The sequence below is a fragment of the Candidatus Dependentiae bacterium genome (assembly GCA_013821315.1).
Classification (GTDB): Bacteria; Babelota; Babeliae; order Babelales; family Babelaceae; genus JACDHA01.
The window spans coordinates 1-14,827 of the sequence record JACDHA010000029.1; the positions used below are offsets into that span (position 1 = coordinate 1).

At 36.8% G+C, this 14,827-nt stretch carries 17 protein-coding genes; 10 read left to right on the top strand and 7 right to left on the bottom strand.

Annotated elements, in window-relative coordinates; genetic code table 11:
- The 3 genes from H0X48_06030 to H0X48_06040 all read left to right on the top strand — a co-directional run.
- The coding region (locus tag H0X48_06030; protein ID MBA3954850.1) for a hypothetical protein at window positions 1–926 on the top strand (926 nt) is incomplete at its 5' end.
- 34 nt (window positions 927–960) lie between these two features.
- Window positions 961–2,013, top strand: a complete 1,053-nt coding sequence (locus H0X48_06035; GenBank protein ID MBA3954851.1) for a rod shape-determining protein — start codon at window positions 961–963, stop codon at window positions 2,011–2,013.
- A gap of 121 nt (window positions 2,014–2,134) precedes the next feature.
- Window positions 2,135–2,638, top strand: coding sequence for an SET domain-containing protein (locus tag H0X48_06040; GenBank protein MBA3954852.1), 504 nt, complete (start codon window positions 2,135–2,137; stop codon window positions 2,636–2,638).
- Window positions 2,639–2,693: 55 nt separating this feature from the next.
- Here the strand turns inward: H0X48_06040 and H0X48_06045 are convergent, their stop codons facing one another.
- The 3 genes from H0X48_06045 to H0X48_06055 all read right to left on the bottom strand — a co-directional run bounded on the left by H0X48_06045 (window position 2,694) and on the right by H0X48_06055 (window position 4,199).
- Window positions 2,694–2,993: an XRE family transcriptional regulator gene (locus H0X48_06045; protein MBA3954853.1), complete on the bottom strand. Its 300-nt coding sequence runs from the start codon at window positions 2,991–2,993 to the stop codon at window positions 2,694–2,696.
- 11 nt (window positions 2,994–3,004) lie between these two features.
- Window positions 3,005–3,343: a type II toxin-antitoxin system RelE/ParE family toxin gene (locus H0X48_06050; protein ID MBA3954854.1), complete on the bottom strand. Its 339-nt coding sequence runs from the start codon at window positions 3,341–3,343 to the stop codon at window positions 3,005–3,007.
- A gap of 565 nt (window positions 3,344–3,908) precedes the next feature.
- Complete coding sequence (locus tag H0X48_06055) at window positions 3,909–4,199, bottom strand: hypothetical protein (GenBank protein MBA3954855.1); 291 nt, start codon at window positions 4,197–4,199, stop codon at window positions 3,909–3,911.
- 654 nt (window positions 4,200–4,853) lie between these two features.
- On the opposite strand from H0X48_06055, the gene H0X48_06060 reads away from it, so the two are divergent.
- The 3 genes from H0X48_06060 to rsmA all read left to right on the top strand — a co-directional run bounded on the left by H0X48_06060 (window position 4,854) and on the right by rsmA (window position 8,320).
- Window positions 4,854–5,168: a nucleotidyltransferase domain-containing protein gene (locus H0X48_06060; protein ID MBA3954856.1), complete on the top strand. Its 315-nt coding sequence runs from the start codon at window positions 4,854–4,856 to the stop codon at window positions 5,166–5,168.
- 268 nt (window positions 5,169–5,436) lie between these two features.
- Window positions 5,437–7,332 (top strand): hypothetical protein, encoded by a 1,896-nt coding sequence (locus tag H0X48_06065; protein MBA3954857.1) that lies wholly within the window; start codon window positions 5,437–5,439, stop codon window positions 7,330–7,332.
- 154 nt (window positions 7,333–7,486) lie between these two features.
- Window positions 7,487–8,320 (top strand): ribosomal RNA small subunit methyltransferase A, encoded by an 834-nt coding sequence (gene rsmA, locus H0X48_06070; protein MBA3954858.1) that lies wholly within the window; start codon window positions 7,487–7,489, stop codon window positions 8,318–8,320.
- A 26-nt stretch (window positions 8,321–8,346) separates the two neighbouring features.
- Here the strand turns inward: rsmA and H0X48_06075 are convergent, their stop codons facing one another.
- Both H0X48_06075 and H0X48_06080 read right to left on the bottom strand, forming a co-directional pair.
- Entirely contained in the window at window positions 8,347–8,700 is a 354-nt protein-coding gene (locus H0X48_06075) for a cupin domain-containing protein (GenBank protein ID MBA3954859.1), read from the bottom strand.
- A gap of 26 nt (window positions 8,701–8,726) precedes the next feature.
- The gene (locus tag H0X48_06080) at window positions 8,727–9,911 is read right to left on the bottom strand and encodes a hypothetical protein (protein MBA3954860.1); all 1,185 of its coding nucleotides are present in this window, start codon (window positions 9,909–9,911) and stop codon (window positions 8,727–8,729) included.
- 167 nt (window positions 9,912–10,078) lie between these two features.
- Between H0X48_06080 and H0X48_06085 the strand changes: the two genes are divergently transcribed.
- From H0X48_06085 to H0X48_06095, 3 genes are all read left to right on the top strand, one after another.
- The gene (locus H0X48_06085; GenBank protein MBA3954861.1) at window positions 10,079–10,783 is read left to right on the top strand and encodes a TIGR00730 family Rossman fold protein; all 705 of its coding nucleotides are present in this window, start codon (window positions 10,079–10,081) and stop codon (window positions 10,781–10,783) included.
- 105 nt (window positions 10,784–10,888) lie between these two features.
- Window positions 10,889–11,686, top strand: a complete 798-nt coding sequence (locus tag H0X48_06090; protein ID MBA3954862.1) for an E3 ubiquitin protein ligase — start codon at window positions 10,889–10,891, stop codon at window positions 11,684–11,686.
- Between the two features lie 155 nt (window positions 11,687–11,841).
- Window positions 11,842–12,414 (top strand): hypothetical protein, encoded by a 573-nt coding sequence (locus H0X48_06095; GenBank protein MBA3954863.1) that lies wholly within the window; start codon window positions 11,842–11,844, stop codon window positions 12,412–12,414.
- On the opposite strand, the gene H0X48_06100 is transcribed toward H0X48_06095, so the two are convergent.
- Window positions 12,406–13,947 (bottom strand): AMP-binding protein, encoded by a 1,542-nt coding sequence (locus H0X48_06100; GenBank protein MBA3954864.1) that lies wholly within the window; start codon window positions 13,945–13,947, stop codon window positions 12,406–12,408. The genes H0X48_06095 and H0X48_06100 overlap by 9 nt on opposite strands.
- A gap of 21 nt (window positions 13,948–13,968) precedes the next feature.
- The gene (locus H0X48_06105) at window positions 13,969–14,163 is read right to left on the bottom strand and encodes a ferredoxin (protein MBA3954865.1); all 195 of its coding nucleotides are present in this window, start codon (window positions 14,161–14,163) and stop codon (window positions 13,969–13,971) included.
- Window positions 14,164–14,239: 76 nt separating this feature from the next.
- Between H0X48_06105 and tmk the strand changes: the two genes are divergently transcribed.
- On the top strand, window positions 14,240–14,827 hold a 588-nt coding region (tmk, locus tag H0X48_06110; protein ID MBA3954866.1), incomplete at its 3' end, for a dTMP kinase.

Below are 14,827 nucleotides of genomic sequence, written 5' to 3' on the forward strand. Positions count from 1 at the left end.
GTGTTCCCTTTAAAAGAGACGGTCGTCTTGATGCTGAAGGAGTAGCTTTTTATTATGAGCACTATTTTAATGATTGTTGGTCTTTAGGTACCTCTTTTTTCTTTATGCATGTCAATGCACGCCAAGAGTTTTGTCTAGATGCAAGCTGCTCATTTCCCTCTATAGGTACAAGACAAGACTTTTTTAAACTTAAAGAAGAGCTCCATGATGTTCTTGGAGTAACGCCACCTCTTTTTAGCCGTACAGCTTTTAGTGACATTGATTTGTTTGCTTGTTATACAAAGCGTTGGGACTATTTATGTAAATTCAGAAGCATAACAGCGCGTACTAAATGTGGTATAATCATACCAACAGCTCCTGCCTTTTGCATTGACAACCCAGCATCTGTAGCTATTGGTGGCAATAAGCATTTTGGTGTTTACTTTGATCTAATGGGTGACTTTGAAGTTAAAGAAGACTGGTATTTTAGTCTTTGGGGCCGTGCTATTAAGCGCTTACCACACGACGAGTATCGTCGTATTCCTGCCAAGTTAGAGCCATCACGTTATGGTGCAGTGCAAGGTCTTATTTCTATTAATCCAGGGTGGACTTTTATGGTTAGCCCATCTGTAACGTTTGAAGGGTTACGTGAAGGTTTAGGAGCACGTGCAGCCTTTACTTTTGTTAAGCACAGAGCTGATGAAGCATGTGATAGAAGAAAAGATAAAACCGCTGCTATCAATCTTGATCAACTTAGAGGAAATCGAAGCTCATGGGGACAAGAGTATGTTTCCCTGACAGCATTTTATGATTTTGCTAAATTTCAAGAATGTAGAAGCTATTTGCCTACGCTCTCACTGTCATGGGATATACCTGTGCAGTGGAAAGTAAGTGAACGATCAAGTAAAACAAACAGTGTATCTCTTATGGTTGAAGTCGATTTTTAACCAGATAACTATTAAAGGTTTTTAAAAAATACATATGAGCAACATATTTTCCCGATTTTTACCCGCACGACGACTTTTTAGCTTTTTTTCCAACGATCTGGCAATAGATTTAGGAACAGCTAATACTGTTGTCTATGTACCTAATAAAGGCATTGTACTTAACGAGCCTTCGGTGGTTGCTGTTAATGCTAAAACAAATCAAGTCCTTGCAGCAGGCAAACGTGCCAAAGAAATGTTAGGAAAAACACCTGAAAGTATTGTTGCCTGTAGGCCAATGCGTGAAGGCGTAATAGCTAACTTTGAGCTTACCGAAGCTATGCTCCGCTATTTTATTCGTGCAGTGCATGACAATAGACGCACCCTTGTACGCCCTCGTATGATCATTGGTGTGCCTTCAGGTATTACCCAAGTTGAACGTCGTGCTGTAGAAGATTCAGCTAAACAAGCTGGCGCGCGTGAAGTCTATACTATTATGGAACCTATGGCGGCAGCTATTGGTGCCGGTCTTCCAGTACATGATCCGTCAGGCAGCATGATCGTTGACATTGGTGGTGGTACTACAGAAGTTGCAGTAATAAGCTTAAAAGATGTGGTGTTCTGCCGTTCAGTACGTGTAGGCGGTGACGAAATGGATCGTGCTATTGTACAATATGTAAAACGTAAATACAATTTATTAATTGGTGAACGTACTGCTGAAATGATCAAAATAGAAATAGGTACCGTACTCCTTGATGGTCAACTAGAAAGTGTAGAAGTTAAAGGACGTGATTTGCTTACTGGTGTACCTAAGACTATTACCTTAACTAATACCGAAGTGCATGAATCGTTGCTAGAAACTATAGCAAGTATAATTGATGTTGTACGTGTTGCTTTAGAAAATACGCCACCAGAGTTATCATCAGATTTAGTTGATAAAGGTATAGTAATGGCAGGCGGTGGCTCACTGCTTCGTGGTCTTGATAAATTGATATCACGTGAGACAGGTCTTCCTGTACGTATTGCTGATGACCCGTTGTTTTGTGTGGTAAATGGTGCAGGTAAAGTTCTTGAAGAATTAGATTTCTTTAAAGAAACACTTATGCGATAACGCAATTTTAGTTTTAATTTTAGAAAGGCATTAAGCACTACCGGTTGCTTAGTGCCTTTTTGCTGGTAAGCTCAATGCTACTAATAACATTATAAACCACATAAACAATCAAGGTTACACTATGAAACAGTTATTAAGCTTATTTTCTTTGGCAACGTTGTTTGCCACCACTATTCAAACTATTCAATACGATTCTATTTTAAGCAAAAGCGAAGACGGTAAAGGTCAAGGCTTGATTGCTACTAAAGATCTTAAAGCTGGTACACTTGTTCAGAAATTCGAAGGCGAAGAAACTGAACGTGAGTATAAATGCTGTCTTGAGCGTGCTGTTGTAGTGCGACATGTAAAGTGGATAGATCGTGACGAAAATGGTAAAGATAAGTGGATACTAGTAACAAGTGATGCTGCGTACCTTAATCACTCATGCGATGCTAATTGCAAAGTAGTTAAAGGTGATGTTATAACTATTAAGGATATTAAAGCTGGTGACGAGCTAACAATATCATATAATAGTCGTAGCTTAAATAATTTTCCTGCTGATATGGTATGGAAAAAGAAATGGGATTTACCGTGCAAATGTAATGCACATAATTGCCAAAAGTTGATCAATAAATTTGTTGATTAATTAGAGAAATTAGTCTAAGGCCTTGGAATTACCAGGGCCTTATTTTTTTAGCTATCTAATGAGCATCTTTTGTAGATAAGCTAATTTGGAGTTTTTTATCCAGAACTTGAGCTAAGCGGCTTAATGTAAGAAGAGTGATAGAGTAATTGTGGGGGTCAAGTAAGCGCTTTAAAGCTGTTCTGCTTGTCTTTAATCGAAGTGCCATTTCTTTTTGAGTTATATTGTTCTCAATCATTTCCTGTTTTAAGTGATAAGCTATAACTTGTTTAATAGCAGCTATCTGAGCTTCTTCCAGGATGCCTTCATTTTCTAAAAAAGTATCAAAGTCTGACCCAATATGTTTGTTTTTTGTCATATTATCCTTCGTTAAATATTTTTTAATCGTTTGAGAGCTAATGCTAATTCAATTTGAGGAGTTTTTTGTGTCTTTTTAATAAACGCGTGAAGCAAAATTATAAAACCGTCTTTTAGGGTGAAAATAACCCGAGCAATTCGATTATTAAGGGTAATTCTTACTTCCCAAAGTTTATTACCTAAGGGTCTTACAAGAGGTAATCCTAAAGGCCAACCAATTTGTACACGTTTAATATCGTAACCAATAATCTTTCGATCTTCTTTACCAAAAGACATAAGCCAATCATAAACAGGTTCTTTGCCTGAATCTTCACGATAAAACTTTATAGGAATTGCTTTTAAAAGAATCATATCACCTCATGTACACTGCTTTTTAAAAATTGTACCAAAATTGGTGCATTGTGTCAATCGTTACTTCAATGATGGTATTGTAACTATTAAAGATGTTAAAGCTGGTGAAGAGCTGACAATATCCTATACTAGCAGTAGCTTAAATAATTTTTCTGCTGATACGCTACGGAAAAAGAAATGGGATTTACCGTGCAAGTGTAATGCAGATAATTACCAATAGTTAATCAGTAAATTTGTTGATTAATTACAGCAATTAGCCTAAGGCCTTGGAATCATCAAGGCCTTATTTTTTTACGAAATATTGCGCAGAAAGCTCACTCGATAGCTTTAGCTGTGGGATGAATGCGCGTTAATTGCGATAAAACTTACACGTAGATCTGACGGCATTTTGAACATAAGTTACTATAAAAATAGGGCCTTGAGTTATCAAGGCCCTAAGTATTGAAAGAGATGTTATTTTGCTTTGTGCATTTGTAGACTCTAATGTTTTTAAATTCCATAAGCGTGTTCTGGTATCAACTGACTTAGTAAAAGTACAGTTGCCATTAGAGTTAAATGGTAGTGATTATACAGGGCTAGTGTAACCATCTATTGAAGAGACATCTCCTATCATGCGTTCATAATAATCATCGGGTTCGCCTAATTGGCCTACGGAGTAGTCCCACATGCGTGCATCATAATCACCTAGTTCGTCGTCCCATATTTTGTTAGTTGCAGCCGAGTTGACATCGGGGCTAACTGGTGTTTGTGCTGTAGAATCGTCACCTTTATCATTTGGCGCGTCTAGAGCAGCATGCGAAATTGATAGGCTCAAAAGGCTAAGTGCTGAAATAAGTATAAATTTGTTTGTTAACATACAATATCCTTTAATTATATAATGATATTAATTTATTAATTTTATAAGACTCTATTGAGAGTAATATTACTAAAATAAATAAACAGATGTCAATAATTAAATAAAAAGTGTGTTTTGGTTAATAATCATCTAAGAAGGTTTATTGCAGTATTAAGGGTTCAGAAATGCTGAGGACTTTGTAGAAAGTTTTTGTAGTATAAGGCAATTCAAGTTAGTATCATTTAATGATGCTTCAAGCGCTAATTTAGCTTGTAGATCTGACGGCATTCAAAGTTTAAGCTGCCCTAAATAAGGCTTATCTGGCTGTTCACCAGACTGTGGATACCATTATTGCTTTTTCCAGTTCACTTATGTTTGTACCTTCCTGTACGTATAGCTGATGACCCACTTTTCTGTGTGGTAAATGGTGCAGGTAAAGTGCTCGAAGAATTAGATTTCTTTAAAGAAACACTCATGAGATAAAACTATATTTAATTAAGTTACTTAAGGTCTTGGAACTTCCAGGGCCTTATTTTTTGTTTAATTTATAAAGCATAAGTTATTTATCTAAATTTGCCAATGGCAAGTAACATGCTTCACTGATATGCTATATCTTTGTAGGGCTAGGGCTCTAGAAGATAGTATAACTTAACTATTAGAGGAAACAGCTAAACTATGGAAAAATCTCTCGATACAGGTATTACACAAGAGGCTAAAGATAAAATTATAGGTATAATTCATGCATTAATTCCGCATTGCAAGATTTATCTTTTTGGCTCTAGAGCGCGAGGCACTCATGCAGTAAGCTCTGATGTTGATTTAGCACTTGATACTGGTACAGCTATTGAACCAAGAAGAAAAGTAGGCGAAGTACAAGAAGTACTTAAGGGACTGTACACGCCTTATACCATTGAAGTGGTAGATTTTCATAGTGTTACTGATACAATGCAGCACCTTATTTTACAAGAGGGAATACCATGGTCACGTTAACGCATATTCAAGCACGACATCTAGCTGCAAAGCAGGCATTAAGTTGTTTGAAAGAATCACTTGATATTATTAGCAATGATCCTCTAGCGCGAAACTATTACAAACAAAAGAGTAATTAGTGTGTTATTTAAGGCCTTAGGATTTCCAGGGCCTTATTTTGTTTAGTTTAAAAAACATGAGTTATTTATTAAAATTTGACAATTTGACTTTATTTAATTTACAAAGTACTCTTAAATTATAAATAACACTATTGCTAATCGAGGTTTCTATGTTTTTACTATTGCGCCGTTTACTATTTAGTGCAGTAACTCTATTGTTTGTACACAACTCATTTGGTTGTTTAAAAGATTTATGCTTAGATAAATCAATCGACTTTCTTTCTTCTCAAACCCCTGAGCAAGTAGCAGGGCATCTTAATGGTATGCCCGAGCTTATACAGAGCCAGCTTAAATCAGCTCTTTTAAAAAAATGTAGCGACTTGTATGATAACTTAATACCTTATCAGTCATATGAGCTTAAAGGTCATACAGATTGGGTAAGTTCAGTGGCATTTAGTTCTGATGGTAAGTTTGTAGTAACTGGGTCAAACGATAAAACTGCACGTATATGGAGTCTAGACACACTTGAGTCACGAGAGCTTAAAGGCCATACTGATTGTGTAACTTCAGTAGCCTTTAGCCCTGATGGCAAATTTTTATTAACTAATTCAAAAGATAAAACTGCGCGTCTATGGGATGTAGATACACTTAAGTCACGTGAGTTTAAAGGTCATACTGGTAATATAATTTCAATAGAATTTAGTTCTGACAGTAAGTTAGTATTAACTCTTTCAGATGATAAAAATACATGTATTAGAACTGCACGTATATGGGATGTAGAAACATTCAAGTCACATGAACTTAAAGCTCATAATCATAATGTAATTTCAACAACATTTAATACTAAGGGTAAGTTAGTATTAACTTGCTTAGGTGACAATAGTATTCGTCTATGGGACGTAGATACACTCAAATACCATGAGCTTAAAGGCTATACTGACAATATAAATGTAGCCGAATTTAAATCTGATGGTAAGTATGTATTACTTGGTTTTCCTAAGGGCATTTTACGTTTGTGGGATATAAACACGCTCAAAGTGCATAGGTTTAAACCCATTCGTACTCCTCATAATATAACGTCAATACTATCTAGTCCTAATGGTAAGTTAGTAGTAACTCGTGCAGGTTGTAGAGGTTATGACGGTGTACGTATATGGAATACAGATACGCTCGAATCACAAGAGCTTAAAGTTAATACTGATAATACTGATGATACTGATTCTATTATAACTTCAATAACAATTAGTTCTGATAGCAAATTACTGTTAACTGGGTCATTCGATGGTACTGTACGTATATGGAATGTAGATACACTTCAATCACGAGAGCTTAAGAAGTATGCTAACTCTATGCCTTCAGTAGCATTTAGTCCTGATGGTAAGTTAGCATTAATTAAGGCAGCTGGTAGTTGTGTATGTATAAGCAATTTAGTGACTAAAGATATTCTCAATCTTGAGCAACTACTTTTTATGCGTAACTTTGAGCATAATAAGATTGATTTAACTAATACTTATAGTCAAAAGCTATTAGAGTCATTAGCACCTGTTATAGATGGACTTCCTAAACTGCCAAGCCAAAGTTATCACACTCATTCACTTGTTAAAGCATATCTAGATGCTAAACGCGCACAACTACTAAAAGCAGCTGCTCATGATGACGTTGCTACTGTGGAGAAGTTACTCTCTAGAGGTTTTGGCCTTAACACATGCGATAAGGCTGGCAATAATCTATGGCATTATGCTTTTAAGGGCTGTATAAAAGGTGGTGTGTCTTATGCAAGCAAAAAAGTACTTGAACTATTGGTAAAGCTAGAGGGTGTAGAAAAAGGGCTCAAGAAAAACAATAAAGCTGGATTACCTCCTTTTGCTTTAGGTTTTATGCACAATAAAGATTTTACTGTGAATTTTCTGGATATAGCACCTGAGAACTCATGCTCCATTTGTTTAGACGATGGTGATTTAAAGCCTACTCAATGTGGCCATTTGTTTCATGATACATGTTTATCTAATTGGCTTAAAGGACATGCAACTTGCCCTAATTGCCGTACCGAAATTTTGCCTGCTTAATATATACTAATTTAAATCTCTCTAAGGCCTGGAAATTTCAGGCCTTAGATATTTTAGATACAGTTGTTAAGAACAGTGCTTATGATACACTTAAATAGGGTAGAATCTCTCTGAAATATAATTAATAGTTATAGTACGTATAGGTAAAGAAATAGTGAAAAAAAATCTGGGTTACAGTCAGCCGCAAAAAGCTCTAGGTCATGGGCAATCGCATGGTATACCGCTAAAAAAACAGTTTGGGCAACATTTTTTGCGTGTTCAATCAGTTATTGACACAATGATCAATGCAGTACCTCTCAACAATAAAAGTTCAGTTTTTGAAATTGGTTGCGGAGACGGCTTTCTTACGCGTTCTATTTTACAAACACCCATTGAGCGTTTATGGATTTTTGAAATAGATCCTGACTGGGTAGCACATGTGACTGCTACGTATCCAGACAACCGTATGGAGGTGTTTTTAGAAAATATTCTTGATGTTGATTTTGATCGCTTTAAAGAGCATGCACCTTGGATTTTACTTGCTAATTTGCCATACCAAGTTACTTTTCCTATACTACGTAAACTTAAAGACAATAGACATCTTCTACAAGAAGGCGTAATCATGGTTCAAGAGGAAGTAGCGCAGAAAGTAGTTGCTTCTCATGGACGTGGTTACGGATACGTATCACTTTATTTCCAACATTTTTTTGAATGGCGTTTGCTTACAAAAATTAAGCCTGATGCTTTTTACCCGCCACCAAAAGTAGATTCACGTTTATTGTATTTTAAGCCACGACCAGTGCTTGATGAAATACTTGACGAAGAAAACTTTTGGATATTTATAAAGCGTTGTTTTATACAACCACGCCGTACCCTTAAAAATAATCTTCAAATGTTCCATTACGATATATCAGGTATATCTGAAGATATATTAGCTCTTCGTGGTCAACAAATGAACAAGCTACAATTACTTGCTTTATGGAAGCAGATTAGTCAAAATACACTATAACAGTATAAAATTAGTGGCAATATACGCTAATCTTCAGATGGCTTTTGTTTATCAACAGTTCCTACTGCATGTTGTGCTGGTGCATACACGGTAAAGAGTTTTAATAGTTCATTACTTGTATTAGTGATATTATGGTGGGTGCCTTGTGGAACCATAACTAAGTCGCCTTCAGTAATAGAATGCTCTTGATTATTTAACACTGCTTTACCTGATCCGCTTACTATAACAAGTATTTGATCTGCTTTATGTACTTCCATCCCAATGTCTTCATGTGCCTTGAGGCTCATTATAACTACTTGGCTGTTATGCCCTGTAATTATTTCTTGTCTAAAAAAGCTATTGTCTTTAGTTAGTGTATCTATAGGAAAAACGTACTTCACGATATACTCCTTACCTTATAGTGTTTTTATTGGTAATCATCTGATTTAATAGTACTTTTAAGATGCATATAACAATCGATATACTTTTTTTGTCCTGGATGAAATTCAGCTGCTTTACGCTGCAACGCAGTAACTTCGCATGTACTTAAAAAAGGCACAACTTTTTTAGTTCTACTGCATAGTGCTGATAGTATAACCTTTTCTTGATGTGGCCGGATATCAAAAGTAAGATGGCGCGCTTGTGGCCAACAGGTGTCTGCTGTATGCATAATATAGGGAATAAATGATGCCATCGGGAGTGGATACAAAGCTAAATTACGGCGATAATTTTTAGGAGTCCAGCCAAAAAACCACAATTCTATATGACCAGGAGACTGATCTACATTGCCACGCGCATTAGCAGGTAGCGTAATGCCTGGAATGCGCCGTAATGGGGCGCTGACACGTAATTCAATTTGGGTAAGTTTGCTAGGAAGCTGGCCATGAAAACGTTTATGAGACAAAAAGTTAGAAGGTGAAAACAAATCAAGCCGCTGTATATGATCTCCAGCAGAATAGATATGAAAAATACGCTTAAAAATAGGGTGACATACAAGGCAAGAATTAGCATATTGTACAGGCATGCCAATCATACAAAGCTCATCAATAACAAAAGTGTCTTGAGGAAAGTCAGTGTTTCTTATAACTCCTAAATTAAGGGACAGATTGCCTCCATGGCTATAAGTTACTAAGCGTATTTTGGGATATCTTTTTTGAGTAGCAAACTTTTTAAGCTCTTCTTGGAGTGCTCTATAAAAAAGAGCGGCTTCTTTATGTCGTTGCTTATAACTCAGAAGGCCTGACCAGCCATAGGTATAAAAGTGATTTTTAACTCCAGGCGCATATTTTTGAAGTAAATGGTTATATAGTAAAGCAAAAATATGTGAGCCACAGGGGCATGAGCATCCGGAGGTTATCTTTTTAAGTCCTAGGTCTTGTATTGGTTGCATAGTAAACACAAAAGGATTAGATCTAATAGCCCGCACATTACTTTCATAAGGAGTACCTTCAATTGTATCTCTAAAAAATTGACCTAGGGTGCCAAGCGAAAAGTTAGAACGTAGCCCTAAAGTACCATGCACAAAAATGGTAATCCACTCTTCTTGAGCAGTAAGTGCTTTTACTGAAAACACTATGCTTATTATTAACGCTATTTTTTTTAGGCTTACCATTTTTTCCTCGCTATACCTTTTTATCTCTTGTTTTAATTATACAAATATACAATTTTAAATGTGAAGAGAATCTTTAAAAGAAGAAATTTTATCCTTCTATTGTTGTTCTGCTCGTGCTTAAGGTATGCTAAAAAAATAGAGGCATTTAATTTTTAGTGAGGCTGTTTATGCAACGCAAAAAAAAGTTTTTGGCAACTACAAGAGCTTACTTAAAGCTCGTATTCCATTTATTTAAAGTTTTTTGGCAGCTGCTGCGGGGTATATGGCGCCTTTCTTATTTAAGTAGCGCTCCAGTAACTATATTTGGAGGTAGTAATTTGCCTCCTGATAGTATTTACCTAAAAAAAGCAAAAGAGCTTGCAACTATGCTCTCTAAGCATAAAATTCCTGTGCTTACTGGTGGTGGTCCGGGTATTATGGAGGCAGCAACATGTGGTGCAGCCAATAAAAGTAAAAAAGTAATTAGCACTATAGGTATAGGCGTTAAAGGGCTGAGTGAAATTGAAGGGTTTAATAAGTGCGCTAAAAACACCATAGTAATGGATAATTTCTCTTCAAGAAAATGGTTACTTACAAGTTATTCTTCTGGTTTTGCTGTATTTCCCGGGGGTTTTGGTACTCTTGATGAACTTACAGGACTGCTTACTCTTATTCAAACTAAAATGCGTGTAAAAGCACCTATCGTGCTTATCGGTGTAGACTATTGGAAGCCTTTTGTAGACTGGCTTATACATTCAGCGCTTGCTGAAGGGCTCGTAAAAAAAGAGGATGTCGCATTATTTATCTTAACTGATGATATACAACAGGCCTTTGATTTGCTGTATGATAATGCAAAAAAATATGAGTTTTCGGTTTTTGAAGTGCAACGTTAACCAACAGCCTTTTGACAAAGATGCCCTAGCAGTTATTCTTATGCCAAGTAGATGGATATATTTCTACTTTAGTTAGTTATAATAATTTTAACAAAAGGTGTATTTATGAATAACTTTTTTAGAAATAGTAGCTTGATTGTGTTAACTGTTGGCATTGTTGGTTTTTCAAGCGCAGTAACGCGTCCAAAAGGTTCAACAGAAGCTCAAGCGCGCAAGTATATTGAGCATGTAGTTGATACACTACTTATGCCGAGTAATCACGCAGGAAGCTATGGCAGTGAGCTTAAAAAGTTTACTACTACAACAGCTTCGCAACTGTTACGCAGATATGGTTCCTATCCAAACTTTTTATCTTTAAGTAAAGAATATAACACGGATACCCTCTATAATGCTTTGCTTTCAGAAATTCAAGTATTTATAGAAGAAAAAAGTTCTCAGTATGCTCAAGAAGAGCTTAAAAATGTGTATGTGCCAAGTTATGTTGATAAACAAAAAGTAACTCGTGCTACAACTCAAGTGGTAGTTAACGAAGTTAATACTATTATTAGCAAATCAGTTGAACTTCCTGTTGGGGCATTTACTAATTATGTTGGTACACCTTTGCGCAACAAAGTACGTGATATCGTTAAAGTAGAACTTCGTAAGGCTACAGGTCCTGCACCACGCCCAGAAAGACCATCAACACTTTATACTACTGCTGATTGTCCCGTGTGTATGGAAGATTTTCATACGAGTGTTAAACGCATCTATTTAAAATGCGGTCATAATATATGTACAGGTTGTTTAACTCAAATGTATAACCATGCTAAACAAACACATTTAAACTGTCCACTCTGTAGAGCTGCAGTGAGTGTTAATGATTACGCTCAAGAGCTTTGGCCGGCTTCAGCTCCTAGCTGGTAATCTATTTATTGTTAGTTATTTTTAAAGTAAGGGCACTGAAAAGTGCCCTTATCTATTTGAGCATAGTAGCCTAGGTTTTGACAGCTTTTCTATAACTTACTACACTAAAAAATAGACTAAATTAATAACTAAAATAAAACCCTGAGGGACTTTGTATGAAATTAAAAGCATTAATGGGCTTAGTGTTAGCTATAAATATGAGTGTAATGTGTGCTCAACCAGCTAAAGCTATAGGAGCTCAGCAAGCACGTAATTATATAGGTCATGTCATTGATTCTTTGTTTGTGCCTTCAATGCACGATGGCAGATATGCTCAAGAAATAAAAGACTTTGTCACTCAGGCAACTCAAGAGCTTTTAAAAGTACACGGTGTTTTTGATAAAGCTAAAACTGCTAAAGTATATAAAGCAGTAGATTTATGTACAGATCTTAACGAGCGTGTTATAGATTTTATTGATCATAAATGCAAAGACTATATACAAAAAGAGATTTCTACTGCTGCTTATACTCTTACTACAGTACAAAAAAGACGTATTACGCAACGTGTTGCCACCCAATTTCACAATAAAGTAGTTGATATACTGTATTATGCAGATCAGCTTCCAGCAGGAGCACTTATGAGCTACGTAGGGTCACCATTACGCAATAAAGTTATTAATGCTGTTAAAACAGAAATTAAGCTTACTCAAACTACTCGAGTAAGCCCAAAATCTACGGTGTTAAAATAATTTAGTATACTCAGCTTTCAGTTTTTTCTTATCTGTTTTTCCTGTTGACGTTACGGGTAACTCTCGTTTTATAATAAACTCTCGTGGCACTTTATAAGGGGCTAAGGTACGTAGACAAAGCTCCTTAAGCTCAGCTATAAGTGCATCTTTGTCGGTGGTTCTACTGCCTATAAATGCTACGGGAATCTCTTCTTGATTTTGGGCAATACCAATAACAGCAGCTTGCGTTACTTGGCCATTGCTTAACAATACATTTTCTACTTCTTGAGGATAAATTTTTACCCCTTTATTTATAATTAAATCACGTTGTCTGCCTGAAATAACGATTTTGCCTTGAGGATTAATATAAGCAAGGTCTCCTGTATTAAGCCAACCATCTCGAAGAACAGCGCGCGTAGCTTCAGGTGCTTTATAGTACCCGAGCATAATATTGTCGCCTGTTATCCATAAAACGCCTACAGAGCCTTCGGGAAGTTCTTTGCCTTCATCATCACGTATAGAGCACTTAATACCACAAAAAGGGCGTCCAACAGTACTTGTGGGCTGGGTATAATCATCTAAATCTACCGCAATAAAGGGTGAAGATTCTGTGAGCCCATAACCATTACAAATTTTACGTCTATAGATAAGCTCAAAATAGGCTCTTATTTTATCTGATAATGCGTCGCCACCAGCAAAAAAATATCTTATAGGACCAAAGGGCACTGTTTTCATAAGACAAAAAAGACCATACAGTGCAGGAACGGCAATTATGACCGTAGGTTTATGCTTAAAGCCTTCAAGCAGCATGCGACGTTCAACTTTAGGAATAATTATAGAGCTCGATCCTATAATACATGATGACCAGACGCATACGTTTTGAGGGAAACTATGAAAAAGCGGTAAAGCACAGTAGGTACGATCTTCAGGTCCAGCTTTAAAGCGCGAAATACCTTGAATGGCATTACTAATAATATTACGAGAACTGAGCATAACGCCTTTAGGAAATCCAGTCGTGCCCGAGGTATAAAGCAGAGCAGCAAGATCATCAAGAGCTCGCGGTGGTATAGGGTTGTGAGGTATAGAACCGACAAAACTACTGATTGCTGCGATATCTTGCGTTGATAGTAGTAAAGGCAGCTCTTCTTGTGGCAACTCGTCAAGCTTTAGTTTTAATTTATCTGAAACAATAATAACACGTGGGTGCGCGTCATGTAGTATGCCTAGCAATTCACTTGTCTGTAAAAATACATTAAGCGGTGCAACTACAGCGCCTGCTTGCCACGCGCCCCAATAAGCAATAAAAAAGTCTATCGAATTTTCGTAATAAATAAGCACATGGTCATTTGGCAGAACGCCAACAATCTTTAATTTTTCAGCCATTAAACAAGCACGATCATGTAGTTGCCCATACGTAATAGACTGATCTTGGCAGATAACTGCACTATTATCTGGCCACAATCGCGCAGCTCTTCTAAGTAGCTCTCCAGCATGTACTGGTGTACCCTCTAAAAGTTCTTGAGAGAGTTGGTTGTAACGTTGTTGTTCAGTCATACTAACTCACCTTTTTTAGGATTATTCCACTTGGTATTTTATAACATTTACTGGGCATGCTTGAGCAGCAAGCTCTATAAGCTCAGTATTAGATTGTATATCAGCTTCAGGTAGTATATGGGACATGTCAGTCACTTTAAATACTGCAGGACATATAAATTCACAAGCACCACAGGTAATACAACCTGGTTCAATCCATACCTTTTTCACCAGTATCTCCTTTAACAGTTTTTTTTTCTAGTCTATACTATAAGTATACTATGACAGCTTCTACTAAACGAATGGTTTTCTTATGGCATTACCAATACTACCGGCTGGCCGCTTAATTTCTCTTGAAGGTATCGACGGATCAGGTAAAAGTTCTTTAGCACAATTTTTAGCACGAGAACTTGCTCAGTTAGAGTACCCTATAGTACTTACTCGAGAACCAGGTGCTACGCCACTAGGCCAGCAAATCCGTAAAGTATTACAAGAAAGACCATGCCCGGTATATCCTGAAGCAGAGTTTTTGCTCTTTGCAGCCGATAGAGCGCAACATATGGCACAAATTGTCGAGCCCGCATTGCATAAGGGTACTATTGTGCTTTCTGACAGAATGGCTGATTCCTCGCGTGCTTATCAAGGTTTTGGTAGAGGGCTTGATGAACAATTTATAGCACAGGTAAATGCTTGGGCAATGAAGCAACGTACGCCAGATTTAACTATTTATATACAAGTGGATTACGAAACGGCTGCTCAACGTATTGCCAAACGGAATGAGCAACGTACCTCTTTTGAACAAGAAGAAGCAGGGTTTTTTAAGCGCATAATTAATGGCTTTAATATATTATTTAAAGATCGTTCTAACGTATTAATACTCGATGGCAACCAACCGTTTGAA